The organism is Vibrio sp. 10N.286.55.E10, assembly GCF_002872555.1.
Lineage (GTDB): Bacteria > Pseudomonadota > Gammaproteobacteria > Enterobacterales > Vibrionaceae > Vibrio > Vibrio crassostreae.
In genome coordinates this window covers 1-26,740 of sequence record NZ_MCSD01000021.1, presented here as the reverse complement: position 1 = coordinate 26,740, position 26,740 = coordinate 1, and the positions used below count along the sequence as shown (strand labels likewise).

The window sequence follows — 26,740 nt, the reverse complement described above, 5'->3', positions numbered from 1 at the left end:
TTAGAAAGTTCTACCAATGGTAAATGTGAAGAATTCCTCATCATCACCTTCGTAAATTTTAACTGGTTTCGCTAGAGAGAAAACCAGTGGGCCCATCGGTGACATCCATTGAAGGGCTGCACCATAAGATGAACGGTAATTCGTTGGATCAGAGTAATCGTAGTAGTACTGGCCGCCACTATTAGGCGCGCCACGGTCTACAAATTCGGTATCCCATACACTAGCCATATCGAAGAAGACACTGGTACGAATCTGGCTGCGTGCTTCATCAGAAGCAAACGGCGTAGGTACAATTAACTCTAGACTTGCCAAAGCAACCGCGTTACCACCCACTGAATCATCAGTAGCAGTATCGTAGGTTGGGTTGTTACCTGTGCTGCTTCCGTAAACGGCTTTCGGGCCAGCCGAGTTAGAACCAAAACCACGTAGGGTTGTAAAACCACCTGCGTAGTAGTTCTCGTAGAATGGGAACAAGTTATCGTTACCATCCGTTTGACCATAACCATTACCATAGCCTAATCGGCCACGCATCAATAGTGTGAACTCATGCTTTTTGGTCAGCGGGATGTAATGTTTTACATCGTACTGCATTTTGAAGTACTGAGCATCAGAGCCTGGCACCGTCATTTTAGCGAAAGCACGCTGGTGGTTACCTTCTGTTGGGAAGAAACCACGGTTCAAGTTATTACGCGTCCAAGAGATATTGATATCGAAATCATCGGTTAAGATGTGCTCGTCACCATATTGGTCAATACTTCTCGCAAACTGTTCAACTTGGATATAAGTCGGAACGTTACCGATTTTGTTGTGTGTATAGCCAACACCAAACTCGATACGGTTCAGCTCATCCATAGGGAAACCCCATGTAAGGCTCGTACCGTAACTTTGGTTGGTATAGTCGACAATACCCGCTTCAGAGGCTTCGAATTCGTTGTAGAAGATCTTACCGCCTAGACTCACACCATCAAGGTTCCAGTATGGGTCACGGTAGTCTAAGCTCACGTTCTTTTGGTAATCGTTCATCATGGCACTTACGCCAACACGGTTACCAGAACCCGCAAAGTTGTCTTGTTGTAGGCCAACTTGGAAACTAACACCTGATTCCGTACCGTAGCCGACACCAAAGTTGATGCTGCCGGAGTTCGCTTCCTTAACGTTGTAAACCAAATCAACTTGGTCTTCACTGCCAGGAACACGAACTGTTTGTACATCAACCGTTTCAAAGAAACCTAAACGGTTAAGACGGCTCTTACCAGTATCAATTGACTTAGAGTTAAGCCAGCTGCCTTCCATTTGACGCATTTCACGACGAAGAACTTCATCTTTCGTTGAATTGTTACCCGTAAATCGAATGTCACGAACATAGATACGGCTGCCCGCTTCTACATTGATAACCAACGACACTTCTTTGGTCTCATCATTGAACTCTGGAATAGTACGAACTTGTGGGTACGCATAGCCAGATTCGCCAAGAATTCGTTTTACGTTCTCTTCTAAAGACGTTACCGATGAACCGTTATAAGTATCACCGTCTTCAAATGGCACTAACGCCTCAAAGTCAGCCTCACGGCCGATGAGCTCACCACGAAATGCGACATCTTTAACGGTATAAGCTTCGCCTTCATCAATACCAAGCGTGATATACACGCCTTTCTTATCTGGAGAGATCGCAACTTGAGTAGAATCTACCTTAAACTTAAGGTAACCACGGTCAAGGTAGTAAGATTTCAGCGCTTCGATATCACCAGCTAATACTTGCTTCTGGTATTTTTCATCCGCAAGGAAATTCCACCATGCAACATCAACGTTCAAGTTGAAACGACTGAGGAGTTCAGCGTCAGAGAAAACTTCGTTACCGATAAAGTTGATTTGCTGAATCTTAGCGGATACGCCTTCAGTAAACACAAACTTAAGGTCAGAACGGTTACGTGGCAAAGGCGTCACAACCGCTTTTACTGTCGCGTTGTACTTACCAACACTGTAGTAAAAATCTTCAAGGCCTTTCTCAATGTTACTCAGCGTCGTACGGTCAAGAGCCTCTCCTTCACGAACACCAGACGCATCTAGGTTCTGCTGAAGTTGCTCTTCTTTGATCGCTTTGTTACCCGAGAATGAAATGCTCGCGATGGTCGGTCGTTCTTTGACTTGAACAACTAAAACACCTTCATCGCGAAGGACTTTAACATCCTCAAAGTTACCCGAAGCATACAATGCACGAATGATCTCAGATACATCGCTTTCATCCACTTCATCGCCAATACGTACTGGCATTTTCAGTAGAGCTGCACCAAGTGCAACACGCTGTAAACCTTCGATCTTGATATCTTGAACTACAAAGTTTTGTGCTCCGTTCGCAGCCACACTAGTGGCCAATAGACTTGCGAACAGAATTTGCTTAATCGCCATACTTATTCTAATTATTCCTTGCTACTACCAATGCCTGTGAGAAACCATTCACAGACGAGTAAAATCGTTAAATATTGCCAGAGCCATCAATGAGAAGAGGATTGCCCCTCCCAATCTGTATCCCATTTCCTGAACTTTCTCAGGTACCGGTTTACGAGTAACGGCCTCAATAGCGAAAAACAGCAAATGTCCGCCATCAAGCATAGGCAGCGGAACCAAATTAATAATCCCTAAGTTAACACTAATCAGAGCCAAAAAGCCTAAGAAGTAAACCAAACCATAATCGGCGGTTGTACCTGCACCTTTCGCGATTGAAATAGGGCCACTCAAGTTGTTTAAGCCAACATCACCAACGATAAGCTTCTTAAGCATTGTCAGTGTCAAACCAATGATTTGACCTGTTTTATCAAATGCTTTTCCTACAGACTCAATTACACCAAATTGTAACTCAAAGCGATAATCTTCTGGCCATTCTGCGACTTCCGGAGCAATACCTGCATAGCCGATTGTCGAACCATCAGAAAGCTCTAGACTTTTTGGTGTCATAACCAATGACTGCTCAGCACCATTTCGCAATACGACCAAGTCCAAGGGTGTCATTGGATTTGCACGAATTAACTCAACAACCGACTGCCACTGTTCAATAGGTTGCCCGTTAATCTCAACAATTTTATCACCGGCTTCAAGACCTGCATCGTATGCAGCGCCATCATCAATGATTTGAGCCAGTACAGTCGATACCTCTGGAGAGTACGGTCTAAAACCCAGCGTTGTCATTGCAGATTCAGTTTCTGGGTTGAACGACCAGTCTGAAATATCCAATGTCATTTGTTGCTCAAAGCCGATGTCGTCTTGAGAAGCAACCGTCACTGTCATGGATTGATCACCAATGTGTGATATCAAACCCATATTGACTGATTCCCAATCTGCGGTTTTGATTCCTGAAATAGATTTAAGTTCCATCCCAGTTTCAATTCCGGCTTGTGCAGCAATAGATTGCGGAGTGACTTCACCGATTACAGGTTTAACCGCCGGCACGCCAATCAAAAATACTAGCCAATATGCAAAGACGGCAAAGATAAAGTTAAACGCAGGACCTGCACCCACAATCGCCGTTCTTTTCCACAATGGCTTCTTATCAAAAGCGTATTGTTGTTCGTCTTCAGAAAGGTCGTCAACACGACCATCAAGCATCTTAACGTAGCCGCCCAATGGAATGACTGACAAGCTGTATTCCGTACCATCACGGCCAACTTTGCTCCAGATTGATTTACCAAAACCAATCGAGAATTTCTCAACTTTTACACCACAGCGACGAGCAACCCAGAAATGTCCAAACTCATGAACAGCGACCAGAATGCCAAGCGCTACAATAAAGGATGCGAAGTTCCACAGAATTCCACTCATGCTAGCTGCTCTTTAATAAATTGATTGGCTAATTGACGAGACATATTATCTAGCTCGAGAAGGCTTTCCAAGCTGTCTAAGCCCTCAGAGTTATGTTGTTCACATACTTTGCTCATAACATGTTCGTTAATGACAGCAATATCGGTAAACTTCACTCGATTGTTCAAGAAAGCATCGACTGCAATTTCGTTTGCTGCATTAATGGCTGTTGTCGCATGCTGACCTAAATAGCACGCTTCAATCGCCAATCTCAAACACGGGTAACGACTAAAGTCTGGTTCTAAGAAGGTAAGCTCGCCCACTTTCGTAAAGTCTAAAGGCTTAACACCCGCCTCGGTGCGATTAGGGTAAGACATCGTCAAAGCAATTGGTGTTGCCATGTCCGGTTCGCCCATTTGAGCCAGCACAGAGCCATCCTTGTACTGGACCATAGAGTGAATCACAGACTGCGGATGAATGATGACTTTTAACTGCTCCTGAGAAGCATTAAATAGCCATTTCGCTTCAATGTACTCTAGCCCTTTATTCATCATAGTCGCAGAATCGACAGAGATCTTAGGACCCATAGACCAGTTAGGGTGTGCAATTGCGCGTTCAGGAGTCACTGATTCGAGCTCAGCCACATCGGTATAACGGAAAGGACCACCAGAACCAGTCAGAAGAATATGGTTAATGCCGTTTTCTTCAAGGTCACAGCGGCCTAGTTTGGTTTGTACGTTCTGCGGAAGGCATTGGAAAATGGCATTATGCTCACTGTCGACAGGAAGTAGTTCTGCACCGTACTTTTCTACGGCGTCTATAAACAGCTGCCCAGACATCACCAAAGCTTCTTTGTTAGCAAGCAAGATACGCTTGCCCGCTTTAACCGCAGCCATCGTAGGAAGTAGACCTGCCGCACCAACAATCGCAGCCATTACTGTATCCACATCTTCTAAAGAAGCAACCTGACACATGCCTTCAGTGTCTGAAAGCACTTGAATGCTTGGGTAATCCGCAGACAATATTTCAGTCAGCTGAGATGCAGCTTCAGGGCAAGCCATAGCAACATAGCTTGGTTGCCACTTTTCAACTAACGCCAGCATCTTTTCAACATTCGAGCCAGCAGCCAGTGCAATGACTGAATAAAGGTCTGGGTTTTGCTCAACGACTTTTAGTGTACTTGCACCAATAGAGCCGGTAGCGCCAAGGATAGTTAGATTTCGCATCACATATGACCGTAGAAATGTAATAAAGGGCAGAATCACTGCCCTTTTTTATTAGAATGCTAAATAAAGCAGAGCAAAGACAGGGAATGCAGCCGTTAAGCTATCTATTCTATCTAGTATACCACCATGACCAGGAATCAGATTACTGCTGTCTTTCACCCCAGACACACGTTTAAACATGCTTTCAACAAGGTCACCAAGAACAGAAATAACGACGGTCACAAGAGTAATAACAATCATGTGAAGAGGACTTGTGAATTGAATATCAAACAAGTCAGCAAAGATCCAAGCCACGATCACTGCAGTAATGATGCCACCAATAAGACCTTCAATCGTTTTATTCGGGCTTACCGCTGGGGCCATTTTACGCTTACCAAAGCTCTTTCCTGAAAAGTAAGCACCGCTGTCTGCAGCCCAAACGAGCAAGCAAACAAACATCACCAATTTTGCACCGTGGTAAGGATCAACATCGATACCGTTAGCACGCAGGATAACCACACTCCAGAAGAATGGCAGCAGAGTCAGCACACCAAAGGCGTGACGAAGAAGAGAAGAATCTTTCCATGCAGGCATAGACTTAGGATAAGTCACCGCCATACCACTCGCTATTACCCACCAAATTGAGCCAATCGTTAGAATGGCGTAGTGAGCAGTAGACAAGTTATTAAGGCTAAATGCATCAAAAGGGATAAAAGCAAAACTTGCGGCACTGACCACAACCGTTGGAATCAACGCTAAATAACGCGATTTGCTTTCAACAAACTGAGTCCACTCCCAAAAACCTAATAGCGAGATTACCGCTAATGAAAGAATAAATGTAGGAAGTGATAACTCGAAAATGCCTAGAATAACTAGGGGAGCTAAAATCAACGCCGTAATAATTCGTTGTTTCAAACCAAAAAATCCTTATTAACTGTCCATCAGAGCTTTAATTTGCTCACCAGTGCATCCAAAACGACGTTCACGGTTCACAAACCAAGTCACAGCTTCTACTAAGCTGTCTTCATTAAAGTCTGGCCAGAATTGTTCAGTGAAATACATTTCGGCGTAAGCCAACTGCCAAAGCATAAAATTACTAATGCGGCATTCACCACTGGTACGGATAAGTAGATCGACTTCAGGAATATCTGCCATCGTCAGGTGCTGTGTAATCATAGCTTCATCAATGTCATCTACATTAATATCACCAGACTTTACCTGTTGAGCAATAGAGGTCATTGCTTGCTGAATATCCCACTTACCGCCGTAGTTAGCCGCAATATTAATAACCATACCGGTATTGGTGCTAGTCAAAGCTTCCGCTTCTTCTATCTTCTTTTGTAGTCGATCATTGAAACGACTTTTATCACCAATAACACGAAGTTGTAGATTATTTTTATGAAGCTTTTTTACTTCACTCGACAGCACTGAAATAAACAGTTCCATCAAAATACCGACTTCTTCTTCAGGACGACGCCAGTTCTCGCTACTAAACGCAAAAAGAGTAACGGCTTTAATGCCAAGTCTGGCTGCAGAAGAGATAGTTTTACGAACGGCTTGAACACCGTTTTTATGGCCAAAGACGCGAGGCTTGCCCTGAGCTTTTGCCCAGCGACCATTACCATCCATAATGATAGCAATGTGTTTAGGAAGAGAGTCTGTGAACGCTTGAGAATTATGCATAAAAGAGTGAATCAAATTCTAATAGTCGAACAGAGTAGCATAAAAAAACGCTGCACCGTGAGTACAGCGTTTTTCCGGAAAGAAAAGAATATGGAAAATTAAACTTCCATCAACTCTTTTTCTTTAACAGCTAGAACTTCATCTACGTTCTTAACCGCAGCGTCAGTTAGCTTTTGAATTTCGTCTTGTGCTTTACGATCTTCATCTTCAGAGATTTCTTTATCTTTAAGAAGTGCTTTTAGATCGCCATTCGCGTCACGACGGATGTTACGGATAGCAACACGGCCACCTTCAGCTTCGCCACGAACGATTTTAACTAGGTCTTTACGACGCTCTTCCGTTAGCGGAGGAAGTGGAACACGGATAACTGTGCCAGCAGACATAGGGTTTAGGCCTAGGTCAGATGTCAGAATTGCTTTTTCAACTAGAGGAGTCAGTGTTTTATCAAACACTGTAATAGCTAGTGTACGTGCATCTTCAGCGATAACGTTAGCTACTTGAGTCAAAGGCGTTGGAGCACCGTAGTACTCAACAGTAAGACCAGAAAGTAGGCTTGGGTGCGCACGACCTGTACGAATCTTTTGCAGGCTGTTTTTTAGTGCATCAACACTTTTTACCATGCGCTCTTGAGCGTCTTTTTTGATTTCGTTAATCACAATTTCACCTTGATTATGTTCTTTCTTCAAGAAAGCTTTTTATTTGAGTGATAAGGATAAGCTTACCAAAGTCTAACACCTCAGTAAGCCCGAAAAATTAGTCAGCGTCGCTGATTAATGTACCTTCAGTTTCACCCATAACCACGCGACGTAGTGCGCCTGGTTTATTCATATTAAATACGCGGATTGGCATTTTGTGATCACGAGCTAGCGTAAATGCAGCCAAGTCCATTACTTTAAGTTCTTTATCAAGAACTGTGTTGTAAGACAACGTATCATACAGCTCTGCGTCTGGGTTTGCTACAGGGTCAGAAGTAAATACACCATCTACTTTTGTCGCTTTTAGAACTACGTCAGCTTCGATTTCGATACCACGTAGACATGCAGCAGAATCCGTAGTGAAGAATGGGTTACCAGTACCAGCAGAGAAGATCACAACGCGACCTTGACGTAGTTGGCTGATTGCGTCTGCCCAGTTGTAGTCGTCACACACACCTTTAAGAGGGATTGCAGACATTACACGTGCGTTTACGTAAGCACGGTGAAGAGCGTCACGCATTGCAAGGCCGTTCATTACCGTTGCAAGCATACCCATGTGGTCACCAACAACGCGGTTCATACCTGCTTCAGCAAGGCCTGCACCACGGAAAAGGTTACCACCACCGATAACAACGCCTACTTGAACACCTAGTTCAACCAATTCTTTCACTTCTTGAGCCATACGATCAAGGATCGTCGGGTCAATACCAAAACCTTCTTCGCCTTGTAGTGCTTCACCGCTAAGTTTTAACAGAATACGTTGATACGCCGGTTTAGGGTTCGTAGTCATGGAGTTTACCTTCCAAAGAGTTGATGATTAACAGTCATGGATAAAAACTGAATAGCTCAGTTTGCATTCATAACAGCTAAAAAATAATTCACTATTCATAAAAAGACCGCAGCATTTGCCACGGTCTCTTTTCAAACAATACGCTAAGGATTAACCTTTTTGTACCGCTGCAACTTCGTCAGCAAAGCTCATTTCAGCTGCTTTCTCGATGCCTTCACCAACTTCTAGACGTACGAAGTTAGATACTGAAGCGCCTTTCTCTTTAAGGATAGCGCCAACAGTTTGCTTAGGCTCCATGATGAAAGCTTGACCAGTTAGAGAGATTTCGCCCGTGAATTTCTTCATACGGCCAACAACCATTTTCTCTGCGATTTCAGCTGGTTTGCCTTCGTTCATAGCGATTTCAACTTGAACTGCTTTTTCTTTAGCAACTACGTCTGCAGGTACGTCTTCTGGGTTTAGGAACTCAGGACGTGATGCAGCAACGTGCATTGCAACGTGCTTAAGAGTTTCAGCTTCGCCTTCACCAGCAACAACAACACCGATTTTCTCACCGTGACGGTAAGAAGCTAGTGCAACACCTGAAACGTACTGTACGCGACGGATGTTGATGTTTTCGCCGATTTTTGCAACTAGAGCAACACGAGTCTCTTCGAACTGTGCTTGTAGCTCTTCAACAGTTGCTTGAGAAGCTACTGCAGCAGCTGCAACTTCTTCTGCGAATGCTGTGAAGTTAGCATCTTTTGCTACGAAGTCAGTTTGGCAGTTAACTTCAAGAAGAGCAGCTACGCCGTTCTCTTCTTTGATGATGATTGCGCCTTCAGCAGCAACGTTACCAGCTTTCTTAGCTGCTTTCGCTGCGCCAGACTTACGCATGTTTTCAATTGCTAGTTCGATGTCAGCGTTTGCTTCTACAAGCGCTTTCTTACATTCCATCATGCCAGCGCCAGTGCGCTCGCGAAGTTCTTTAACTAGAGCTGCAGTTACAGTTGCCATTCTCTATTCCTCAGTAAATTCTAAAAAAGATAAAAAACAGGGGCCTAATTAATTGGCCCCTGATATTGACTGTATTCAGTCCGTTAAGCCACCGATTATGACCGCTTAATATGAACTAAACATGGCTCAGAGCCGCTATTATTCAGCTTCTACAAAACCGTCTTTTTCAGCAGCTACAGCAGCAACATCTTTGTTGCGACCTTCTTTAACCGCGTCTGCAGCAGCGTTTAGGTAAAGCTGTACTGCACGGATTGCATCATCGTTACCTGGGATAACGAAGTCAACGCCGTCTGGGTTAGAGTTAGTATCAACTACAGCGTAAACTGGGATACCTAGGTTGTTTGCTTCTTTAACTGCGATGTGTTCGTGATCAGCATCGATTACGAATAGAGCGTCTGGAAGGCCGCCCATGTTCTTGATACCACCAAGAGATTTCTCTAGCTTCTCCATTTCGCGAGTACGCATTAGAGCTTCTTTCTTAGTAAGCTTGTCGAAAGTACCGTCTTGAGCTTGCGCTTCAAGTTCTTTCAGACGCTTGATAGACTGACGAACAGTTTTGTAGTTCGTTAGCATACCGCCTAACCAGCGGTTGTTAACGTAGAACTGGTTGCTGTTGATAGCAGCTTCTTTAACAGCTTCAGATGCAGCGCGCTTAGTACCAACAAAAAGAACTTTACCTTTCTTCTCGCCAACTTTAGCGATTTCAGCTAGAGCGTCGTTGAACATTGGTACAGTTTTTTCTAGGTTGATGATATGTACTTTGTTACGAGCACCAAAGATGAATGGCTTCATTTTTGGGTTCCAGTAACGAGTTTGGTGACCGAAGTGAACACCAGCTTTAAGCATATCGCGCATTGATACAGTTGCCATTTTAAAATCCTCTATGGGGTTAGGCCTCCACATCCCCCATGAATCCGACCCCTAACAACTAACCACTTTTCAGCCGTTATCTGTGTTGTTGAGGCACCCCGGAACATGTGTCGGAATGTGTGTGATTTAAAGAAATAAGTTAGTGGACACAAAGCTTGTTTCGCCTATTGGAGAAAACAGTCCTGATGTCCGGCGCGCTTTATACCATATTTTGTCTATCTATGGCTAGAAAAAAATCTAAAAATAGCGACTGCTATACTGATCCCTATCGGCGAAATTTACCTATAAATAGTGTCGCTATTCATTCACTTCTATCTCAATAGACCGGACGTAAACCACTCAGGTTGAGTAGTATCCACCAGCATTGTATGGATATGGGAATGTTGCGCTAAAATGCTGCACTGATAGAATAGCCCCAATATGCACACTTAGGTGCTACCAAATTAAGAGATATGCAATGGCTGTAAAAATTAAAACTGCTGAAGAAATTGAAAAAATGCGCGTCGCCGGCAAGCTGGCGTCGGAGATTCTAGAGATGATTGAACCTCACATCCAAGTAGGTACAACGACAGAAGAGCTAAACCAAATCTGTCATGAGTACGCTACGGAAAGAGGCGCATACTCAGCACCACTTGATTATCACGGTTTCCCTAAGTCAATCTGTACCTCTATCAACCACATTGTGTGCCACGGTATTCCAGCATCACAAGATGAGACTGGCAGCACAGGTCAATTCAAACCTGCGGTACTAAAAGATGGTGACATTCTTAACGTTGATATCACAGTAATCATCCCTGATGACGAAAACGCAGACTTAAGCGTTCGTCCACAAGGCTACCACGGTGACACATCTAAGATGTTTCTTGTGGGTGAAGTTTCACCAGCAAACAAGCGTCTATGCATGGTTGCTCAAGAAGCACTTTACGAAGGCATGCGCCAAGTGAAACCTGGTGTTCAACTTGGCCAAATCGGCACCGCTATCGAGAAGTACATCAAAACAAACAACAAGAATAACCCACGCGCTAAGTTCTCTATTGTCAAAGATTACTGTGGTCACGGTATTGGTTCTGAGTTCCACGAAGATCCACAAGTGGTTCACTACAAGAACAGCGACCGTACAGTGCTGAAAGCAGGCATGTGTTTCACTATCGAGCCAATGATCAACGCGGGTAAGTTTGGCTGCCGTCTTGATGACCAAGATAGCTGGACAGTGTACACAGCAGACAGCAAAAACTCGGCGCAGTGGGAACACACACTGGTAGTGACAGATACAGGTTGTGAAGTACTAACACTACGCAGCGACGATACGATTCCACGTATCATGAAAAACGCTTAGTTCATCAAACTGAACACATCAGCCTTTTAAAAATATCCTCGCCTTGTCGAGGATATTTTTTTATCCACTCAATTTCGACTTTCCACCAGCTTCTGTTAAATTGTTTACTATTCTCATTTGCTTGCACGGATAGCAGACCATATGCCTTATCAATGCCCTCTTACGTTCAATGACGAACAAATTGAAATCTGCGAATTAAAAAATCAGCTCGAGATCTTCACGCAGTATCAAAAAAATGAATTCCTGAATCATCATCCAGTTACCGACTTAGTGTTGCTACGCTCCGAATACATGGATTTACTTCTCAATCGTTTATGGGAGCATTTCGGATTCAATAAACTGCCTCATATTTCACTCGTCGCTGTAGGCGGTTATGGCCGTGGTGAACTCCACCCCTTGTCCGACATTGATATCCTTATCGTCTCGCAAAAAACATTGCCACCAGCACTTGGCGAAAAAGTCAGCCAGTTCATCACCCTACTCTGGGATTTGAGACTCGAAGTTGGTCACGCGGTACGTACCATTGCCGAATGTCTTGATATCGGTATTGATGATTTAACCGTTGCAACCAACCTGCAAGAGTCTCGATTGCTGTGTGGTAGTGAAGACACTTTTCAAGAACTAAAGCTGAAAATTCATTCCGATTCATTTTGGCCAAGTGAAACCTTCTACAAGGCTAAGATTCAAGAACAAAGAGAACGTCATGCTCGCTACCACGACACCACTTACAATCTAGAGCCGGACATTAAATCGACTCCAGGTGGACTCAGAGACATCCATACCCTGAGCTGGGTAGCGCGTCGCCACTTCGGTGCGACCTCTTTGTTAGAGATGAGCAAGTACGGTTTTCTAACCGATGCTGAGTATCGTGAGTTAGTTGAGTGCCAAGATTTCTTATGGCGTGTTCGTTTTGCACTGCACATAGAGCTGCGCCGTTACGACAACCGCCTCACCTTTGCCCACCAAGCTCAAGTCGCTGAACATTTGGGTTATACTGGTGAAGGTAACCGTGGCGTTGAGATGATGATGAAAGAGTTCTACCGAACACTTCGTCGCGTTGCCGAGCTCAACAAAATGCTGCTTAAATTGTTCGATCAAGCAATCATCAATGGTGGCCAGACTCAAGACGCTGAGATTCTCGACAACGACTTCCAGCGCCGTGGCTCACTGATCGAAGCGCGCAAGCCAGCTCTATTCCAAGCTAGACCAGAAACGATTCTCGATATGTTTATCCATATCGCTAATGACTCGACTATCGAAGGGGTAAGCCCACCAACATTGCGACAACTGCGAACGGCACGTCGCCGATTAAACCGCTTCCTGCATACTATTCCTGAAGCTCGTGACAAGTTCATGGATCTAGTTCGCCACCCAAATGCACTACACAAAGCCTTTAGCTTAATGCATAAGCTAGGCGTGCTCTCAGCGTACTTACCACAGTGGAGCCAGATCGTTGGCCAGATGCAGTTTGACCTATTCCACGTATACACTGTGGATGAGCACAGTATTCGCCTGCTCAAGCACATTAACCGTTTTGGCCAAATTGAGAACCACGACAAGCACCCTATCTGTTGTGAAGTTTACCCACGCGTACAGAAGAAAGAGCTGCTGATTCTGGCGGCTATCTTCCACGACATCGGCAAAGGCCGCGGTGGAGACCACTCAGAGATTGGTGCTGTTGAAGCATACTCTTTCTGTATTGAACACGGGTTATCAAAACCTGAAGCCAAGCAAGTCGCGTGGTTGGTACAGAATCACCTGTTGATGTCTGTAACCGCTCAACGCCGTGACATCTACGACCCAGATGTAATCACTGAATTCGCAAAGAAGGTCCGTGATGAAGAATCACTAGAGCTACTGGTTTGTTTAACCGTTGCCGATATCTGTGCAACTAACCCAGAGCTATGGAACAGCTGGAAGCGAACGCTGTTAGCGGAGCTATTCCACTCTACTCAGCGAGCACTACGCCGCGGATTAGAAAACCCTGTCGATGTCAGAGATCGTATTCGTCATAACCAACAAATGGCGTCAGCTTTGCTGCGTAAAGAGGGATTCACCGCTCGTGAAATTGAAGTGTTATGGCAACGCTTCAAAGCCGACTACTTCTTACGCCACACACACAAACAAATCGCTTGGCACTGTGAGCACCTACTTCGCCTAGAAGACCCAAGCCAACCACTCGTACTGATCAGCAAAAAAGCGACACGTGGTGGTACAGAAGTATTCGTTTACTGTAGAGACCAAGCGGCACTGTTTGCGACCGTGGTTGCAGAGCTCGACAGGCGCAACTTTAACGTTCATGACGCGCAGGTCATGGTCAGCAAAGATGGCCATGTTTTAGATACCTTTATCGTACTAGACCAACATGGTGAAGCGATCGATGAAGCCAGACACAAAGCCGTTGCCAAGCATCTGACTCATGTACTGGCTGATGGTCGTCCAACTAAGATTAAGACTCGTCGCACGCCACGCAACTTGCAACACTTCAAGGTAAAAACCTTAGTTGAGTTTCTACCAACCAAGAGCAAGAAACGCACCTTAATGGAGTTAAGAGCTCTTGATACTCCAGGACTATTGGCTCAAGTCGGTGCAACCTTTGCGGAGCTAAGCATCAACTTGCACGGTGCAAAAATTACCACCATAGGTGAGCGAGCTGAGGATTTGTTTATTCTGACCAGTGAAGCTGGAGGAAGGCTTTCTGAAGAGCAAGAACAAGCGCTAAGAGAAAGGCTAACCGAGCATGTTTCGGAACTCGCTCCTTAGAAGTCGAATTAAGTCTGAGGGCAGCTTTAATAGCCAAATAAGTGTGGGTAAAGATAGAGAGCGATCTTGCCCACAACTTACAATCAATTCACAGATATCAACTATCTAGCTCGTCGTTAGGCTGCTACATTGATCAAGTCAATTACATAAAAGTATTACATTCATAACCTAGAGGTCGCTTATGTATCCAAACCTCACTGGCTTAGGTATCCACGAACCTAAACAGATTGAACGTTATTCCCTTCGCCAAGAAGCTCATAAAGATATCCTGAAAATTTACTTTCGTAAGCAGAAAGGTGAACTGTTCGCAAAAAGCGTTAAGTTTAAATACCCACGACAAGTGAAAAGTGTGCTTGTTAGCGGTGGCAATAATCAATACAAAGAAGTGACCGAGATTAACCGAAACCTCACTCTTGTAATTGATGAACTCAACAAGATAACCAAACCGACGCCAACGGCTGAGGTGGATGTGAAGCAGAAGATCCTTACCGACTTACGCCATCTAGAGAAAGTGGTATCAAGTAAGATCGCCGAGATCGAAGCCGATCTAGAAAAGCTAAAATGATCCCACGATTAACGACGAACTAATCAACAATAGTGATGCCGTTAAGAACGCAAAGACATCAAAAAGGGCTGATATCGCTATCAGCCCTTTGTTTTTTTATTCTATTTTCTTTATTCACTTAGACTCGTAATTACTAAAACGCGTGTGACTTACTTAGACAAGCACGTTTGAGCATCGATTAAGTTGGTATCCCACTTAAAGGTTTCAAACAACCTTAACCACGTTTCATCTAGGTTGGCCTTCATCACCAACTCTTTTTTAGTGAAAGGGTGGACGAAGCGTAATTCAGAGGCATGCAGCAACAAACGGTGCGAATCTAAATCATCACGAAACAGTCGATTGTGTTTACCGTCACCATGCGAAGTATCGCCAACGATTGGGTGTCTTAGGTGAGCCATATGACGACGCAGCTGATGTTTACGCCCTGTTTTTGGCATCATCTCAACCAAGCAGTAGCGGCTCGTTGGGAAACGTCCCGTTGAATAGGGTACTTCGACTTTTGCTATCGGTTCATAAACCGTCACAGCCTCTTGCGCTTCTTTGTCTTCTTTCGCGAACTTATCTGCGATCTTATCCAGCTCAACCTTAAGTGCGTAATCTAGCGTATCGCCCTCTTCTATCCAACCACGAACAATTGCATGGTAAGTCTTTTGCATCTCATGGTTAGCGAACATTGGCATCACCTCAGAGGCGACCTCACTCGATAGCGCAAACACCAATACGCCAGACGTTGGGCGATCTAAGCGATGCAGAGGAAATACGTGCTGACCAATTTGATCACGCAGTGTTTGCATCACAAATTGCGTTTCGTGTTTATCCAACCATGAGCGATGCACCAGCATGCCAGCGGGCTTATTCACCGCGACAAAATACTCATCTTGATAAATGATCTCTAACATTACGCGCATACCTCATCAATGCTCTGAATCGTCACTAGCAGTTCAGCCTTGTCTGCCTCATTTTTCCAAACTTCACCAAAATAAGGATGGATAGCAAAGCCCTTCGGTAGGAGCATTTTCGCATCCATCATTGCGTTGATCTTAACGATAAAGATCCACTGCAACCACTCTTCCGGTTGTAACGAATCAATCGCGAAAGGTTCAACACTGGCCAGAGCTTCGTCCGAAGGTGGAACATCACTCCACAGCGAACATTGGCGCATTTGTTGTTCTAATTGTTGAAGTAAAGGAGGTAACTTTGTGGCAGCTGTCATTTTTCACCAAGTTATTTATCTAGTGACCTTGAAATTGGGGCATAGAGTACCATCTATTTAGGAAAGAAAGTTAGGAGCTTTATTACTATGGAAACGATTCACACGCTCACTCAGTTACTCAAGAATAGCGGTTGCCAATACGATATCTACGACCTAGGTCGTCGCATTCAGAAGATCGACAACACCTTATTCTCTGATGTTGAGCAAGGGAAACAGCCGTACCCATTTCCACTTCAGAAACAAGCTCACTTAGCCATTAGTTACTGGAACGAACACAAGCAGCCTTGGATTTGGTTTCTAAAGTTCAAGCTGGACGAAAGGGGCCTGTTGCATCAAGGCGATGTAGGTAACTTCCTTAAGTTTGTCATAGAAGCAATGGGCACACGTCTAAACGGCGAGATCAGCGAAGAGCAACAACAAAAGCTGTCTAACAACCCATACACGTTTAAGCCTTCAGAGGACAAGATGGCCGTGTTCCATAGCCAAGTAAGATCAGGTTTAGATCTGGCGACTAGCCAATACTACGAACACGCTCAACACTACTTCACGGGCGAACTAACCTGGGATAACTGGAAAACTGTTGGTCTTCAAGGTATCACCGATATGTGTGCTCGCCTAGGCAGCCAACAAAACGGTGTCGCGATTCGTAAAGCATTGAACAAACTACCATCAGAACCTCTATACGCAACACTAGGGGCGCTTGAGCACACGCAAATCAATGACAAGCTGGCTCAACGCTTACAAGAGATGGCCGAAAATGAGATCAATAGCCAAGAACCGGATCTGTTCTTGCTGTCTGCGTTGGTTCGTGCCCTTTCTGGTGCAGAACCAAGCACAACGAATGCCGTAATTAACCAAGTTCTGGCGAGCCCACGCTTAAGTCACCAAGAAGTGTTAATTGGTTTGGCTGGTCGAAGCTGGCACGCACTGCAAGATCCTGCGATTGCTGAGCAATTCTTGCTGCGCCTCGCACAAACAGGTAACCAAAACTTGTTCAATCAGTTATTTGCAGATTTAGTGATGATTCCAACTCTGAGAATGGTATTTTTACCGCTACTGAACTCAAATCCATCACCAGAACTTGCAAACGCACTGGTCGAACTGCAGCAAGCGGCTAAAGCTAATTAAGTTCACAGAGAGACTCACTCTGTAGTTCATCAAAATGCGCAACTATCACAATTGGAATGAAGAGATAAAAAAGGAAGTATGGATTAAATGATAGATAACTTATTGGCTATTTTGTTTCTGTGCTTCTTTTGCTTTTTATTTTGGCAGCAGCGCAGGCAATCAGAGCTTGCGAAGGCTGCCATTGCGAGAAAGTGTAAAGAGCTGGACTTACAATTGTTGAGTGTCGCTTTTAGTGGTCATAAGCTTAAGATGCGCCATGAGTTAACCACGATTTGGCGCTGGCATACTGTGTACCAATTTGAATTTTCAGCGTTAGGTGATGACCTATACCAAGGTAAACTGACCATGGTCGGTTTCCGCTCTATGCGGTTTGAGCTACAGCCTCATAGAATGTAACGTCGCAATACTCGGTATAACGATATTCATGATAAGGGCCAAACTGATCTTGTTTGGTCTCTTTAAATGCAAAGCCTAATTTTTCTAATAGCTTAATGGATGGGTTGTGTCCGACATTCACAGTCGCAACAACATTCGTTAAACGCTCTTCAAAGCGCACCAAACTAAAGAAAGGTTTTAGTACCTCACTAGCAATACCTTGATTCCAGTATTCTTTATCCAAAATAAAGCCAAGTTCATGCTTACCCTTTTCCGATGAAACAAAGACATGTCCAAGATATTCACGGGTTTGGTTGTGGATGATCGCGCGGCAGAAGCCGACGTTATCTTGCAGTATTTCTTGAAAAAGGTGCTTCGCAGAGGCGACAGAGTGAGGTCCATTCATTTCGGCACGATTAATGGGGCAGCAATTTAACTTGATAAAGTCGAGTTCTAGCTGTTCAGTATAAGGTACCAACAGCGTTCTTGAGGTTGCTATCGTCATAAAACACTCCTTGTGTTGACCATTAGCAGAAAAGCAGATGTTGCGCTCTTAAATGAAGAAGCTCTTAGATAAAGACGCTCTAGATTTAAAAGAGTCTCCTAGATAGAGAAAAGCCTCAGGAAAAGAAAAGCCCCGACACCGAAGTGTCAGGGCTAGGGTCTTACTCGCAGCAGTCCGGCTACTAATTAATGCTCCATGCATCATCCATAATAGTGGCTGTAATCCTTCAGCTCTTTCCTTTACTTCGCCGTCCTAGCGGTGTCCAATCATCCTGAAAGCTAACAATCCTAGTTAGCGCACATCACTTGTTCCGTGAGCGGTGTCCTTTACATCGTCCTGATGCTAATCCAACCCTTTAATCCTAAAGGTGTCCATTGTCATTCCGTTGCAGCTAACTTCCTGTTAACTGACTGTATCCCTACAATGTCCTTACGCTCCATGCTTGATCACTCAATCCTAAGTAACCAAATCTTCATCCTGAAGATAACCAAATCCTTGGTGCTTTCCTGTTCCGTGTCAGAATCCTTCCGACAAGGTTTAATTTACGCGATTTAGGATTTCGGACAATAGATTTGCATCACACTTTGAATTCACCCGAGTTGTTAATTATATAAAACAATTAAAATTCAACAAGTTAACTATATGCATATCAATCTCTCTAGACAACTATTCGTGTTATCTCACAGCCTTTGTAAGAGATCTCTCACACGCCATTGGATGTTTTATGATTCGCTATCATCCACCGGAGCGAGTAAAATGATTGAAGACTAAAAATGGAGGTCAACATGCTGACAAAAGATGTTTCTGAAGAGTTGAAATCAGTGCTTGAAGGACTGCAAGCACAAGGTAAAGAGCCGACCGTTGCGTTAGTGAAAGCTCGCATGAGTACATCGGTTCCAATGCCTGCTTTAATCACAACCATCAAGAGCTGGAAAAGTGCGAATCGCGTTCCTAAAGTTGAAGTCGCGACACAAGAAGAGCCGGCACTAGACCGTGTTGGCCAACTGGAAAAGCAAATCCTTGAACTTACCGCTCGCGTTGCCACGCTTGAAGCCAAATTAACTGAGTAATAAGTTAACCGAGCAATAAGTTGACAGATAAATAAGCGAATAGAGAAATAGAACACTATGAAGATATGGGTTGATGCGGACGCTTGTCCAAAGGTTATCCGAGAAACAATCGTACGCGCAGCTGAGCGCACAGGGGTTGAATGTACCTTTGTGGCAAACCATCTGGTTCCCGTTCCTAAACGCAATAACATTCACTCGATTCAAGTACCAAGCGGATTTGATATTGCTGATGATGAAATCGTAAAGCGCACTGAACCTGGCGATCTTGTGATTACATCCGATATCCCTCTGGCTGACGAAGTGATCACCAAAGGTGGCCAAGCTCTCAGCTCTCGTGGTGAGCTTTACACCAAAGAGACCATCAAAGCACGTCTGAACATTCGTGACTTTATGGATACCATGCGCTCAAGTGGCATCCAAACGGGTGGCCCAAGTGCCCTATCACAGACCGATCGCCGTGAGTTCGCCAACCACCTCGATCGCCTGCTAGCAAAACGCTAACAATCTAATTCTAGATTAACTTAGTTCTATCTCTTCATGACAAGAACAAAAAAACCTGCAATCAATGCAGGTTTTTTATTGTCGATTAAAAGGGGGCTCCCCTACTCGACCACTAAGGCGTGTAGTAAGTTGCAGCGCCCGGACCTACTGGTAGGCCAAATACGAATACCCAAACGTAGAACATTAAGCTCCAACCAACCAAGAATACGATTGAGTATGGAAGCATAGTTGCAATCAGAGTACCGATACCTAAGTTCTTCATGTAACGCGTCGCTACAGCAAGGATAAGACCGAAGTAGCTCATCATTGGAGTAATGATGTTCGTTGTTGAGTCACCGATACGGTAAGCCGCTTGAATCGTTTCTGGTGCGTAGCCTACTAGCATTAGCATTGGAACGAAGATAGGTGCTGTAACGGCCCACTGAGCAGAAGCCGAACCGATCATCAGGTTAATGAAGCCACACATTAGGATGAATGCGAAAAACAACATTGGACCCGTTAGGCCGATATCCTGTAGGAACGTAGCACCTGCAACTGCGAATACTTGACCGAAGTTAGTCCACTTGAAGAAAGCAACAAACTGAGCAGCAAAGAACACAAGTACTATGTACATACCCATTGAAGACATAGATTTAGACATTGCATCGATTACATCACGGTCGGTTTTCATTGTGCCGGTAACTTTACCGTAAACGAAACCAGGAACTGCGAAGAATACGAAGATGAACGCTACGATACTTTTCAGGAATGGAGAACCTGAAACCGTACCTGCGGCTGAACGTAGAACGCCGTCAGCTGGAACAATCGTCCAAGCAAGAAGTGCAGATACCGCTAGCACTGCGATACCCGCAAGCTTAAGGCCTTTCTTCTCAACGTCTGTTAGTTTACCCATCGAATCATTTGATAGGTCTTCAGACGCTTCTTCATCGTTGTATTTACCCAGTTTTGGCTCAACAATCTTCTCAGTTACAAATGCACCTGTAATCGCAATGAAGAAAGTCGAAACAAACATGAAGTACCAGTTTGATTCAGGACCGACGCTGTAAGTCGGGTCGATCATTTGTGCTGCTGTTTCTGTAATACCAGAAAGCAGTGGATCAACCGTACCGATTAGAAGGTTTGCAGAGTAACCACCAGATACACCAGCAAATGCTGCCGCTAGACCCGCTAATGGGTGGCGACCCAAAGAGTGGAAAAGCATTGCTGCAAGAGGGATAAGTACTACGTAACCAAGCTCTGAAGCCGTGTTAGAGATAATACCGGCAAAAACTACGGTTACCGTAACCATACGCTTAGATGCGCCCATTACCATGCCACGCATCGCCGCAGATAATAGACCTGAGTGTTCAGCAATCGCTACACCTAGCATTGCAACAAGCACGGTACCTAATGGCGCAAAGCCAACAAAGTTTTTAACTAGATTAGTAACAATGAGCTGTAAGCCTTCAGCGTTAAGTAAGCTTACAACGTAGATCATGCCGTCAGCAGCACGACCTGGAGCACCTTCTGGGCGAGGGTCCATAACAGACACTTCAAAATATCCAGCGATACCTGAAGTAACTAGAATAGCGACGCAGAAGATTGCGAAAAGAGTGATTGGGTGGGGTAATAGGTTCCCCAAATATTCAACACCATCGAGAAAACGGGTAAAAATAGGTTTCTTTGGCGAGTTGTTTTTTATTGAAGCTGATGAACTCATCAGTTCCCTCCTTGTAGTGATTCCTATGCAATTGTGACAAAAATGTTCAAATTGCCAGCGAAGGGTACGCGACAAAATTATCAATTAGAAATTCAAAATGTTACAAAATGTGTAACAAGAGACGATATTTAACTCTATTCGAACAATTAATTAGCAAATAAATCTACATTAAATACAAAATCTAGATTTATAATTCACAACTACGCATTCACTACAAATATACCTAACGATATAACCTATTGATTCACTTAAAAATAAAACACATCGTACGCTAAATAAACACTCTATCTTTAATCAGGTTCCTCTTGAGGGAAAAGAAAAGCAGGCAAATGAATGAAGTTTGACTTTCCCCTCGTTTTTTACACACGTGTCACATCAAATTGACGGCTTATTTCTGAACCGCTTTGAATCTCGGATTAGTTTTACAGATAACATAGTGTCGGCCTCTGCGTTTTACTATCTGACAATCCGGGTGACGGCTCTTTGCACTTTTCAGTGATTTCACGACTTTCATTTATTTCGCTCCCTTACCTAGTTGACCAAAACGACGAGTGAAGTTCGCAACACGTCCCTCTTTATGTAGCACTCTCTGTTTACCGGTATAGAAAGGGTGCGACTTTGACGACACCTCAATCGTGAAGTAAGGATAAATATTACCGTCTTCCCATTCGATAGTACGGTCTGTTTTTAGCGTTGAGCCGATTAAGAAGTACTCATCGACACTGGTGTCATGAAAGACCACGGGACGGTAATCTGGATGGATATTCGGTTTCATTGTATTTCCCTCAATAACTAACTTGATATGTTATAACATTTCAAATGATAATTATTATCAAAGGAAAAACAAGCAATTTTATGATATTTTTCCGTCTTAATCGTAATCAGAGAACACCCAACTATGTACACCATTGAACCTGTTGGCTTTATTGACTCTCCTTATAAAGAGAAGTTCGCTGTGCCAAGGCAGCCTAGGTTGGTACCCACATCCACCTCAAGAGTCAGGTTAGTTGATGCAGCAAACTGCCTTGAGTCTGTTCGTGGTATTGAGCAATTTAGCCATGTTTGGTTACTATTTCTGTTCGACAAGAACCTTGAAGCAGGCTGGAAACCAACCGTGAGGCCACCTCGCCTTGGCGGGAATGAACGTATTGGTGTATTCGCGTCTCGTGCCACATTCAGACCGAATGGAATTGGCATGTCTGCGGTTGAACTAAAAGGTGTGTCTCAAGAGAAAGGACAAACTTGGTTGGATCTCGGCAGCGTCGACTTAGTAGATGGCACACCGATCATCGACATCAAGCCTTATATCCCCTACTCAGATTCGATTCCGGACGCATTGGGAGGGTTTGCTGCCGATGAACCAGAAGTGCTCGAAGTTAACTTTTCGCAGCAAGCGCAAAGTAAGCTAGCCAGTCATCCACAAGCGCGCCATATCGTTCAGGTGATCAAAGAAGTATTAGGTCAAGATCCTCGTCCTGCCTATAAGAAAGGTAAACCTGACAACAAGGAATATGCGGTAAATTTGTTCGATCTTAACGTGAAATTCGTAGTTGAAACACTTTTCATCAATGTAACTGACATTGAACGCTTTTGAGATCCCAAATAGGCTGATATTATATGCGGCTATATCAGATTTGCTGTGGTCACGAACGACAGCAAGTTTTCTTTTATCAATGATGAAACGGATACCATAGAATGCGTACCAGTAACTACCTTCTTTCTACTCTGAAAGAGACTCCAAACGACGCAGAAGTTATCAGCCACCAGCTGATGCTACGTGCAGGTATGATCCGTAAGCTAGCTTCAGGTTTATATACTTGGCTACCTACTGGTCTACGTGTACTGCGTAAAGTCGAAAATATCGTTCGCCAAGAGATCGATAATGCAGGTGCCGTTGAAATCTTGATGCCCGTAGTTCAACCGTTTGAGCTTTGGGAAGAGACTGGCCGTTCTGAAAAGATGGGTCCTGAGCTACTTCGTTTCACAGACCGTCACTCTCGTCCGTTTGTTCTTAGCCCAACAGCTGAAGAAGTAGTGACGAGCCTAGTACGTAACGAGATCAGCTCTTACAAACAGCTACCTTTAAACCTGTACCAAATCCAGACTAAATTCCGTGATGAGCGCCGCCCTCGTTTTGGCGTAATGCGTGCACGTGAATTCTCTATGATGGATGCGTACAGCTTTGATATCGATAAAGAAGGCTTAGAAAAGTCTTACCAAGCGATGCACGATGCTTACTGTAAAGCATTCGACCGTATGGGCCTTGAGTACCGTCCAGTATTGGCAGACTCTGGCGCAATCGGCGGCAGCGGCTCTCAAGAGTTCCACGTTCTTGCTGAAAGCGGCGAAGACCTAATCGCATTCTCAACTGAGTCAGATTACGCAGCAAACATCGAAAAAGCAGAAGCACTTGCTCCTACTGAAGATGCAGCAGCACCAACTCAAGAGATGGAACTGGTTGATACACCAAACGCGAAAACTATCGCAGAATTGGTAGAGCAACACGGTCTAGCAATCGAGAAGACAGTTAAGACTCTATTCGTTAAAGCTTCTGATGAAGTAGAAGCAGATATTATTGCTCTGATCATCCGTGGTGACCACGAGCTTAACGAAGTGAAAGCAGAGAACCTTCCACAAGTTGCTGCTCCGCTAGAGATGGCTTCTGAAGAAGAAATCCGCGCACTTGTTGGTGCAGGTCCAGGTTCACTTGGCCCTGTTGGCCTAGAGCTACCATTCATCGTTGACCGCTCTGTTGCTGTAATGAGCGACTTTGGCGCTGGCGCAAACGTAGACGGTAAGCACTACTTCGGTATTAACTGGGGTCGTGATGTTGAGCTTGCTCAAATTGAAGATCTACGTAACGTAGTTGAAGGCGACCTAAGCCCATGTGGTCAAGGTACTATCCAACTTAAGCGTGGTATCGAAGTTGGTCACATCTTCCAGCTGGGTAATACTTACTCTAAAGCAATGAACTGTAACGTGCTTGGTCCTGACGGCAAGAGCGTAATCCTAGAAATGGGTTGTTACGGTATCGGTGTTTCACGTGTTGTTGCATCTGCTATCGAGCAAAATCACGATAAATTCGGTATCACTTGGCCAGACGCACTAGCGCCGTTCCAAGTTGCTATCGTACCAATGAACATGCACAAATCTGAGCGCGTTAAAGAAGCAGCTGAGAAGCTATACGCTGAATTAACAGCTATGGGTATCGAAGTTCTATTCGATGACCGTAAAGAGCGCCCAGGTGTTATGTTTAAAGATATCGAGCTAGTGGGTATTCCTCACACTATCGTTATCGGTGATCGCAGCATGGACGAAGGTAACTTCGAATACAAAAACCGTCGTACTGGTGATAAAGAAGCTATCGCAATGGACACGGTTATCGAGCACCTTAAAGCTCAACTAGCTTAGTAATCAGATTACTCACTAGATAAACATTGAAAGGCTACCATCAGGTGGCCTTTTTTATACCTATTTTTTCCCTTCAAACTCCCTTCTATTTATCAGTAGAGTAAATAACGTAAGTTAATCCCCTGTTCATCTTCAAATCCGTATATTGGTGTCATCAACTTTTTGGACATGCTCACCATTGGAGGTATCGATGGATATCAAAAGCTTACTGAACCAAGCACTTAAGTCAGATCTCGTTAAACAAGGCACTCAGAAACTTTCACAAGGGTCTTCAAGTTTAAGTGGCCTTTCTCAAGGCAACAATGGCAAGAGTAGCAGTAAAAGTACACTCGGAGCCTTCGGTGCAGGCGCTGTTGGTGGCGGGCTATTAGGTGCATTAATGGGTTCTAAGAAAACCAAGAAAATGGGTAAGAAAGCCGCAGGTATTGGTGGCGCAGCAGCTCTGGGCGCTCTCGCTTACAAGGTCTACAACGACTACCAATCTAAACAAGGCCAAACACCGAATGCCGAGCAAGCTAAATTTGATGAGAACGACTCAAACCATAGCGTACTGATTCTCAGATCAATGATTGCCGCATCCAAAGCCGATGGCCATGTCGATGAAGAAGAGATGGCTAAGATTGAACAAGCCGTCGAGAACATGGGTGCCGATTATCAACTGACTAAATTGGTCTCTGAAGAACTGCACAAACCACTCGACCCAAGCGAAATCGCTCAATTAGCAACGTCACCTCAACAGGCGAGTGAGATCTACTTAGCCTCTTTGATTGTGGCCGACGAACAGAACTTCATGGAAAAGGCGTACCTGAAAGAGCTCGCGAAACAGCTCAATCTTGCTGATGAAGTCACCTATCAACTTGAACAACAAGTCTCTGGCTAATCGTTAAATACCAAATGAATAGGTAAATAGTAACCTAAGCCGCGAACTAACTAAGTGAGATATTGAGCAAGAACAAACTAACTCTGAACTTGATCAGATCCACTTTGTTTTTGCTTATCTCTATGTGTATATTGAGATAAGTTATCATTTGGTTAGGTATAAAAATGAAAGTATACGATTGTTGTGATTTGGTCCGTGAACTGTATTCTCAAATTGGCAGTGGCGACCAAGGCTATATCCCTAAAGCGATCACCTGCGCGGTAAAAACATTGAATGACCTTGCTGCAGACGAATCTCTTCCTAAAGAAGCGCGTGAGCGTGCAGCCTTTGCCGCTGCAAACCTGCTGATCTCAGATTTCGAGGACTAATATGAACCTCGCTAATTTTGAAAAAATGGATCCTGTAATGTTGATGAGCATCGTCAACATGAAGCTACGTGACGACTTCGGTGGTGATTTGGATCGAGTGGTCAACTTCTACGAGATCGACAAAGCAGCATTGATCGCTAAACTTGCGTCTGCTGGTTTTGAGTTCCTTCCAGAAGCCAAACAGTTTCGATAGTCATTTAGAACACGCTTGATTTTGAAAGGCCAACCTCAGTGTTGGTCTTTTTTATTGGTGATACGTATTGGATAAACATGCAGTTAGCCAATTATAAATTGTCTGTCTACATCTATACTTTTATATCTTAGAGTCAACGAACGCTCCTTGAACCAAAGCGTGTTGTTGTATAGTCTACCTGAAATAACATATAAAACTCATCAATCAATCTGATGATAGCGAAGGATTAACAATGAAAAGACTCGGACTTTTGGCAGTTTTCGCAGCAACACTGACTGCAGGTTGCGCTTCAAATACACAGCAAGACAACTTTCGTGAAGCCTCTTTTGAGCTGTGTAACACCGAAGTCGATATTTACTCAGTAAGCCATGATGAAAGAGTGCGTATTGTCTGCTCTGATGGCTCTAAATTCGCTCTGAAAAGCGAAGACACACTAGAAGTGATGCGTGACATCAATATCGACTACTGTGACGGCGAAGGCTTAGGAAAATTCAACGAGAGCCGCCATTATTACTCATTCAAGTGTAAGTCTGGCACCCTGCTTAGCATCAGAAAGTAGAACCAACATAAGAAAACCACAAAGGGTTGATGTGCAGACATCAGCCCTTTTTAGTACCCGCCTTTCTGCATTCTCATATAACCCAACTCTCATACCTACAAATACAAAAAAGGCTCCCAATAGGAGTAATGCCGATCAGTTAA

General features: G+C 44.2%; 28 protein-coding genes. 13 read left to right on the top strand and 15 right to left on the bottom strand.

All coding sequences use genetic code 11. The features are described from left to right. From bamA to rpsB, 9 genes are all read right to left on the bottom strand, one after another. Window positions 1-2,406, bottom strand: a complete 2,406-nt coding sequence (gene bamA, locus BCV39_RS13205) for an outer membrane protein assembly factor BamA (RefSeq protein WP_048661222.1) — start codon at window positions 2,404-2,406, stop codon at window positions 1-3. Window positions 2,407-2,454: 48 nt separating this feature from the next. Further along, window positions 2,455-3,813 carry a sigma E protease regulator RseP gene (gene rseP, locus BCV39_RS13200; RefSeq protein ID WP_102432051.1) on the bottom strand — a complete coding sequence of 453 codons (1,359 nt, stop codon included), beginning with the start codon at window positions 3,811-3,813 and terminating at the stop codon, window positions 2,455-2,457. Next, window positions 3,810-5,018 (bottom strand): 1-deoxy-D-xylulose-5-phosphate reductoisomerase, encoded by a 1,209-nt coding sequence (ispC, locus tag BCV39_RS13195; protein WP_102432052.1) that lies wholly within the window; start codon window positions 5,016-5,018, stop codon window positions 3,810-3,812. The genes rseP and ispC overlap by 4 nt, the downstream gene beginning before the upstream one ends. A 51-nt stretch (window positions 5,019-5,069) precedes the next feature. After that, window positions 5,070-5,912, bottom strand: a complete 843-nt coding sequence (locus BCV39_RS13190; RefSeq protein ID WP_048606675.1) for a phosphatidate cytidylyltransferase — start codon at window positions 5,910-5,912, stop codon at window positions 5,070-5,072. Window positions 5,913-5,927: 15 nt separating this feature from the next. Next, on the bottom strand, window positions 5,928-6,680 hold the full coding sequence (locus BCV39_RS13185) for an isoprenyl transferase (RefSeq protein ID WP_017063364.1): 753 nt from the start codon (window positions 6,678-6,680) through the stop codon (window positions 5,928-5,930). A gap of 98 nt (window positions 6,681-6,778) precedes the next feature. Then, a complete protein-coding gene (frr, locus tag BCV39_RS13175; RefSeq protein ID WP_017060741.1) occupies window positions 6,779-7,336 on the bottom strand; it encodes a ribosome recycling factor in 558 nt (185 codons plus the stop codon). Window positions 7,337-7,433: 97 nt separating this feature from the next. Then, window positions 7,434-8,165 (bottom strand): UMP kinase, encoded by a 732-nt coding sequence (gene pyrH / locus BCV39_RS13170; RefSeq protein WP_017630771.1) that lies wholly within the window; start codon window positions 8,163-8,165, stop codon window positions 7,434-7,436. Between the two features lie 150 nt (window positions 8,166-8,315). Beyond that, window positions 8,316-9,161, bottom strand: a complete 846-nt coding sequence (gene tsf, locus BCV39_RS13165) for a translation elongation factor Ts (protein WP_017630772.1) — start codon at window positions 9,159-9,161, stop codon at window positions 8,316-8,318. A 138-nt stretch (window positions 9,162-9,299) separates the two neighbouring features. Further along, on the bottom strand, window positions 9,300-10,031 hold the full coding sequence (gene rpsB / locus BCV39_RS13160; protein ID WP_009847420.1) for a 30S ribosomal protein S2: 732 nt from the start codon (window positions 10,029-10,031) through the stop codon (window positions 9,300-9,302). A 457-nt stretch (window positions 10,032-10,488) separates the two neighbouring features. Here rpsB and map point away from each other — a divergent pair, with 457 nt between their 5' ends. From map to BCV39_RS13145, 3 genes are all read left to right on the top strand, one after another. Beyond that, window positions 10,489-11,367, top strand: coding sequence for a type I methionyl aminopeptidase (gene map, locus BCV39_RS13155; RefSeq protein WP_048661217.1), 879 nt, complete (start codon window positions 10,489-10,491; stop codon window positions 11,365-11,367). Between the two features lie 141 nt (window positions 11,368-11,508). Next, complete coding sequence (gene glnD / locus BCV39_RS13150) at window positions 11,509-14,130, top strand: bifunctional uridylyltransferase/uridylyl-removing protein GlnD (RefSeq protein WP_102432053.1); 2,622 nt, start codon at window positions 11,509-11,511, stop codon at window positions 14,128-14,130. A 181-nt stretch (window positions 14,131-14,311) separates the two neighbouring features. Continuing rightward, entirely contained in the window at window positions 14,312-14,695 is a 384-nt protein-coding gene (locus BCV39_RS13145; protein WP_004734354.1) for a DUF3461 family protein, read from the top strand. A 149-nt stretch (window positions 14,696-14,844) separates the two neighbouring features. On the opposite strand, the gene truC is transcribed toward BCV39_RS13145, so the two are convergent. Together truC and BCV39_RS13135 are read right to left on the bottom strand one after the other, a co-directional pair. Continuing rightward, window positions 14,845-15,594: a tRNA pseudouridine(65) synthase TruC gene (gene truC / locus BCV39_RS13140; RefSeq protein ID WP_102432054.1), complete on the bottom strand. Its 750-nt coding sequence runs from the start codon at window positions 15,592-15,594 to the stop codon at window positions 14,845-14,847. Further along, the gene (locus tag BCV39_RS13135) at window positions 15,594-15,908 is read right to left on the bottom strand and encodes a YqcC family protein (protein ID WP_048661214.1); all 315 of its coding nucleotides are present in this window, start codon (window positions 15,906-15,908) and stop codon (window positions 15,594-15,596) included. The genes truC and BCV39_RS13135 overlap by 1 nt, the downstream gene beginning before the upstream one ends. Before the next feature lie 87 nt (window positions 15,909-15,995). Here BCV39_RS13135 and BCV39_RS13130 point away from each other — a divergent pair, with 87 nt between their 5' ends. Together BCV39_RS13130 and BCV39_RS13125 are read left to right on the top strand one after the other, a co-directional pair. Continuing rightward, window positions 15,996-17,036, top strand: coding sequence for a DUF3549 family protein (locus BCV39_RS13130; RefSeq protein WP_102432055.1), 1,041 nt, complete (start codon window positions 15,996-15,998; stop codon window positions 17,034-17,036). A gap of 87 nt (window positions 17,037-17,123) precedes the next feature. After that, entirely contained in the window at window positions 17,124-17,432 is a 309-nt protein-coding gene (locus tag BCV39_RS13125) for a DUF3301 domain-containing protein (protein ID WP_019821602.1), read from the top strand. Here BCV39_RS13125 and BCV39_RS13120 read toward each other — a convergent pair. Beyond that, complete coding sequence (locus BCV39_RS13120) at window positions 17,398-17,916, bottom strand: GNAT family N-acetyltransferase (protein WP_048664574.1); 519 nt, start codon at window positions 17,914-17,916, stop codon at window positions 17,398-17,400. The two genes, BCV39_RS13125 and BCV39_RS13120, sit on opposite strands and share 35 nt — an antisense overlap. Window positions 17,917-18,701: 785 nt before the next feature. Here BCV39_RS13120 and BCV39_RS13115 point away from each other — a divergent pair. Continuing rightward, complete coding sequence (locus BCV39_RS13115) at window positions 18,702-18,986, top strand: hypothetical protein (RefSeq protein ID WP_055319552.1); 285 nt, start codon at window positions 18,702-18,704, stop codon at window positions 18,984-18,986. A 57-nt stretch (window positions 18,987-19,043) separates the two neighbouring features. Further along, window positions 19,044-19,487 carry a YaiI/YqxD family protein gene (locus BCV39_RS13110; RefSeq protein WP_009847429.1) on the top strand — a complete coding sequence of 148 codons (444 nt, stop codon included), beginning with the start codon at window positions 19,044-19,046 and terminating at the stop codon, window positions 19,485-19,487. Between the two features lie 112 nt (window positions 19,488-19,599). On the opposite strand, the gene BCV39_RS13105 is transcribed toward BCV39_RS13110, so the two are convergent. The 3 genes from BCV39_RS13105 to BCV39_RS13095 form a co-directional block, all read right to left on the bottom strand. Next, the gene (locus tag BCV39_RS13105) at window positions 19,600-21,186 is read right to left on the bottom strand and encodes an AbgT family transporter (protein ID WP_048661211.1); all 1,587 of its coding nucleotides are present in this window, start codon (window positions 21,184-21,186) and stop codon (window positions 19,600-19,602) included. A gap of 388 nt (window positions 21,187-21,574) precedes the next feature. Then, the gene (gene ykgO / locus BCV39_RS13100) at window positions 21,575-21,700 is read right to left on the bottom strand and encodes a type B 50S ribosomal protein L36 (RefSeq protein ID WP_004734365.1); all 126 of its coding nucleotides are present in this window, start codon (window positions 21,698-21,700) and stop codon (window positions 21,575-21,577) included. After that, window positions 21,701-21,961 carry a type B 50S ribosomal protein L31 gene (locus tag BCV39_RS13095; RefSeq protein ID WP_048661210.1) on the bottom strand — a complete coding sequence of 87 codons (261 nt, stop codon included), beginning with the start codon at window positions 21,959-21,961 and terminating at the stop codon, window positions 21,701-21,703. 123 nt (window positions 21,962-22,084) lie between these two features. On the opposite strand from BCV39_RS13095, the gene tsaA reads away from it, so the two are divergent. The 6 genes from tsaA (at window position 22,085) to BCV39_RS13065 (ending at window position 26,597) form a co-directional block, all read left to right on the top strand. Further along, window positions 22,085-22,780, top strand: a complete 696-nt coding sequence (gene tsaA / locus BCV39_RS13090; protein ID WP_102432056.1) for a tRNA (N6-threonylcarbamoyladenosine(37)-N6)-methyltransferase TrmO — start codon at window positions 22,085-22,087, stop codon at window positions 22,778-22,780. Window positions 22,781-22,881: 101 nt separating this feature from the next. Next, complete coding sequence (locus BCV39_RS13085) at window positions 22,882-24,597, top strand: proline--tRNA ligase (protein ID WP_102333426.1); 1,716 nt, start codon at window positions 22,882-22,884, stop codon at window positions 24,595-24,597. A 190-nt stretch (window positions 24,598-24,787) separates the two neighbouring features. Then, window positions 24,788-25,477, top strand: coding sequence for a tellurite resistance TerB family protein (locus tag BCV39_RS13080; RefSeq protein WP_102432057.1), 690 nt, complete (start codon window positions 24,788-24,790; stop codon window positions 25,475-25,477). A gap of 164 nt (window positions 25,478-25,641) precedes the next feature. After that, the gene (locus tag BCV39_RS13075) at window positions 25,642-25,845 is read left to right on the top strand and encodes a YaeP family protein (protein WP_008222923.1); all 204 of its coding nucleotides are present in this window, start codon (window positions 25,642-25,644) and stop codon (window positions 25,843-25,845) included. A gap of 1 nt (window position 25,846) precedes the next feature. Then, complete coding sequence (locus BCV39_RS13070) at window positions 25,847-26,038, top strand: DUF4250 domain-containing protein (RefSeq protein ID WP_010436438.1); 192 nt, start codon at window positions 25,847-25,849, stop codon at window positions 26,036-26,038. Window positions 26,039-26,270: 232 nt separating this feature from the next. Then, entirely contained in the window at window positions 26,271-26,597 is a 327-nt protein-coding gene (locus tag BCV39_RS13065) for a hypothetical protein (protein ID WP_017063350.1), read from the top strand. Window positions 26,598-26,740: the final 143 nt, after the last annotated feature.

Coding starts and splice junctions, on each gene's coding strand:
- bamA (WP_048661222.1), bottom strand. CDS start 2,406: ATGGCGATTAAGCAAATTCTGTTCGCAAGTCTATTGGCCACTAGTGTG.
- rseP (WP_102432051.1), bottom strand. CDS start 3,813: ATGAGTGGAATTCTGTGGAACTTCGCATCCTTTATTGTAGCGCTTGGC.
- ispC (WP_102432052.1), bottom strand. CDS start 5,018: ATGCGAAATCTAACTATCCTTGGCGCTACCGGCTCTATTGGTGCAAGT.
- BCV39_RS13185 (WP_017063364.1), bottom strand. CDS start 6,680: ATGCATAATTCTCAAGCGTTCACAGACTCTCTTCCTAAACACATTGCT.
- pyrH (WP_017630771.1), bottom strand. CDS start 8,165: ATGACTACGAACCCTAAACCGGCGTATCAACGTATTCTGTTAAAACTT.
- tsf (WP_017630772.1), bottom strand. CDS start 9,161: ATGGCAACTGTAACTGCAGCTCTAGTTAAAGAACTTCGCGAGCGCACT.
- rpsB (WP_009847420.1), bottom strand. CDS start 10,031: ATGGCAACTGTATCAATGCGCGATATGCTTAAAGCTGGTGTTCACTTC.
- map (WP_048661217.1), top strand. CDS start 10,489: ATGGCTGTAAAAATTAAAACTGCTGAAGAAATTGAAAAAATGCGCGTC.
- glnD (WP_102432053.1), top strand. CDS start 11,509: ATGCCTTATCAATGCCCTCTTACGTTCAATGACGAACAAATTGAAATC.
- BCV39_RS13145 (WP_004734354.1), top strand. CDS start 14,312: ATGTATCCAAACCTCACTGGCTTAGGTATCCACGAACCTAAACAGATT.
- truC (WP_102432054.1), bottom strand. CDS start 15,594: ATGTTAGAGATCATTTATCAAGATGAGTATTTTGTCGCGGTGAATAAG.
- BCV39_RS13135 (WP_048661214.1), bottom strand. CDS start 15,908: ATGACAGCTGCCACAAAGTTACCTCCTTTACTTCAACAATTAGAACAA.
- BCV39_RS13130 (WP_102432055.1), top strand. CDS start 15,996: ATGGAAACGATTCACACGCTCACTCAGTTACTCAAGAATAGCGGTTGC.
- BCV39_RS13125 (WP_019821602.1), top strand. CDS start 17,124: ATGATAGATAACTTATTGGCTATTTTGTTTCTGTGCTTCTTTTGCTTT.
- BCV39_RS13120 (WP_048664574.1), bottom strand. CDS start 17,916: ATGACGATAGCAACCTCAAGAACGCTGTTGGTACCTTATACTGAACAG.
- BCV39_RS13115 (WP_055319552.1), top strand. CDS start 18,702: ATGCTGACAAAAGATGTTTCTGAAGAGTTGAAATCAGTGCTTGAAGGA.
- BCV39_RS13110 (WP_009847429.1), top strand. CDS start 19,044: ATGAAGATATGGGTTGATGCGGACGCTTGTCCAAAGGTTATCCGAGAA.
- BCV39_RS13105 (WP_048661211.1), bottom strand. CDS start 21,186: ATGAGTTCATCAGCTTCAATAAAAAACAACTCGCCAAAGAAACCTATT.
- ykgO (WP_004734365.1), bottom strand. CDS start 21,700: ATGAAAGTCGTGAAATCACTGAAAAGTGCAAAGAGCCGTCACCCGGAT.
- BCV39_RS13095 (WP_048661210.1), bottom strand. CDS start 21,961: ATGAAACCGAATATCCATCCAGATTACCGTCCCGTGGTCTTTCATGAC.
- tsaA (WP_102432056.1), top strand. CDS start 22,085: ATGTACACCATTGAACCTGTTGGCTTTATTGACTCTCCTTATAAAGAG.
- BCV39_RS13085 (WP_102333426.1), top strand. CDS start 22,882: ATGCGTACCAGTAACTACCTTCTTTCTACTCTGAAAGAGACTCCAAAC.
- BCV39_RS13080 (WP_102432057.1), top strand. CDS start 24,788: ATGGATATCAAAAGCTTACTGAACCAAGCACTTAAGTCAGATCTCGTT.
- BCV39_RS13075 (WP_008222923.1), top strand. CDS start 25,642: ATGAAAGTATACGATTGTTGTGATTTGGTCCGTGAACTGTATTCTCAA.
- BCV39_RS13070 (WP_010436438.1), top strand. CDS start 25,847: ATGAACCTCGCTAATTTTGAAAAAATGGATCCTGTAATGTTGATGAGC.
- BCV39_RS13065 (WP_017063350.1), top strand. CDS start 26,271: ATGAAAAGACTCGGACTTTTGGCAGTTTTCGCAGCAACACTGACTGCA.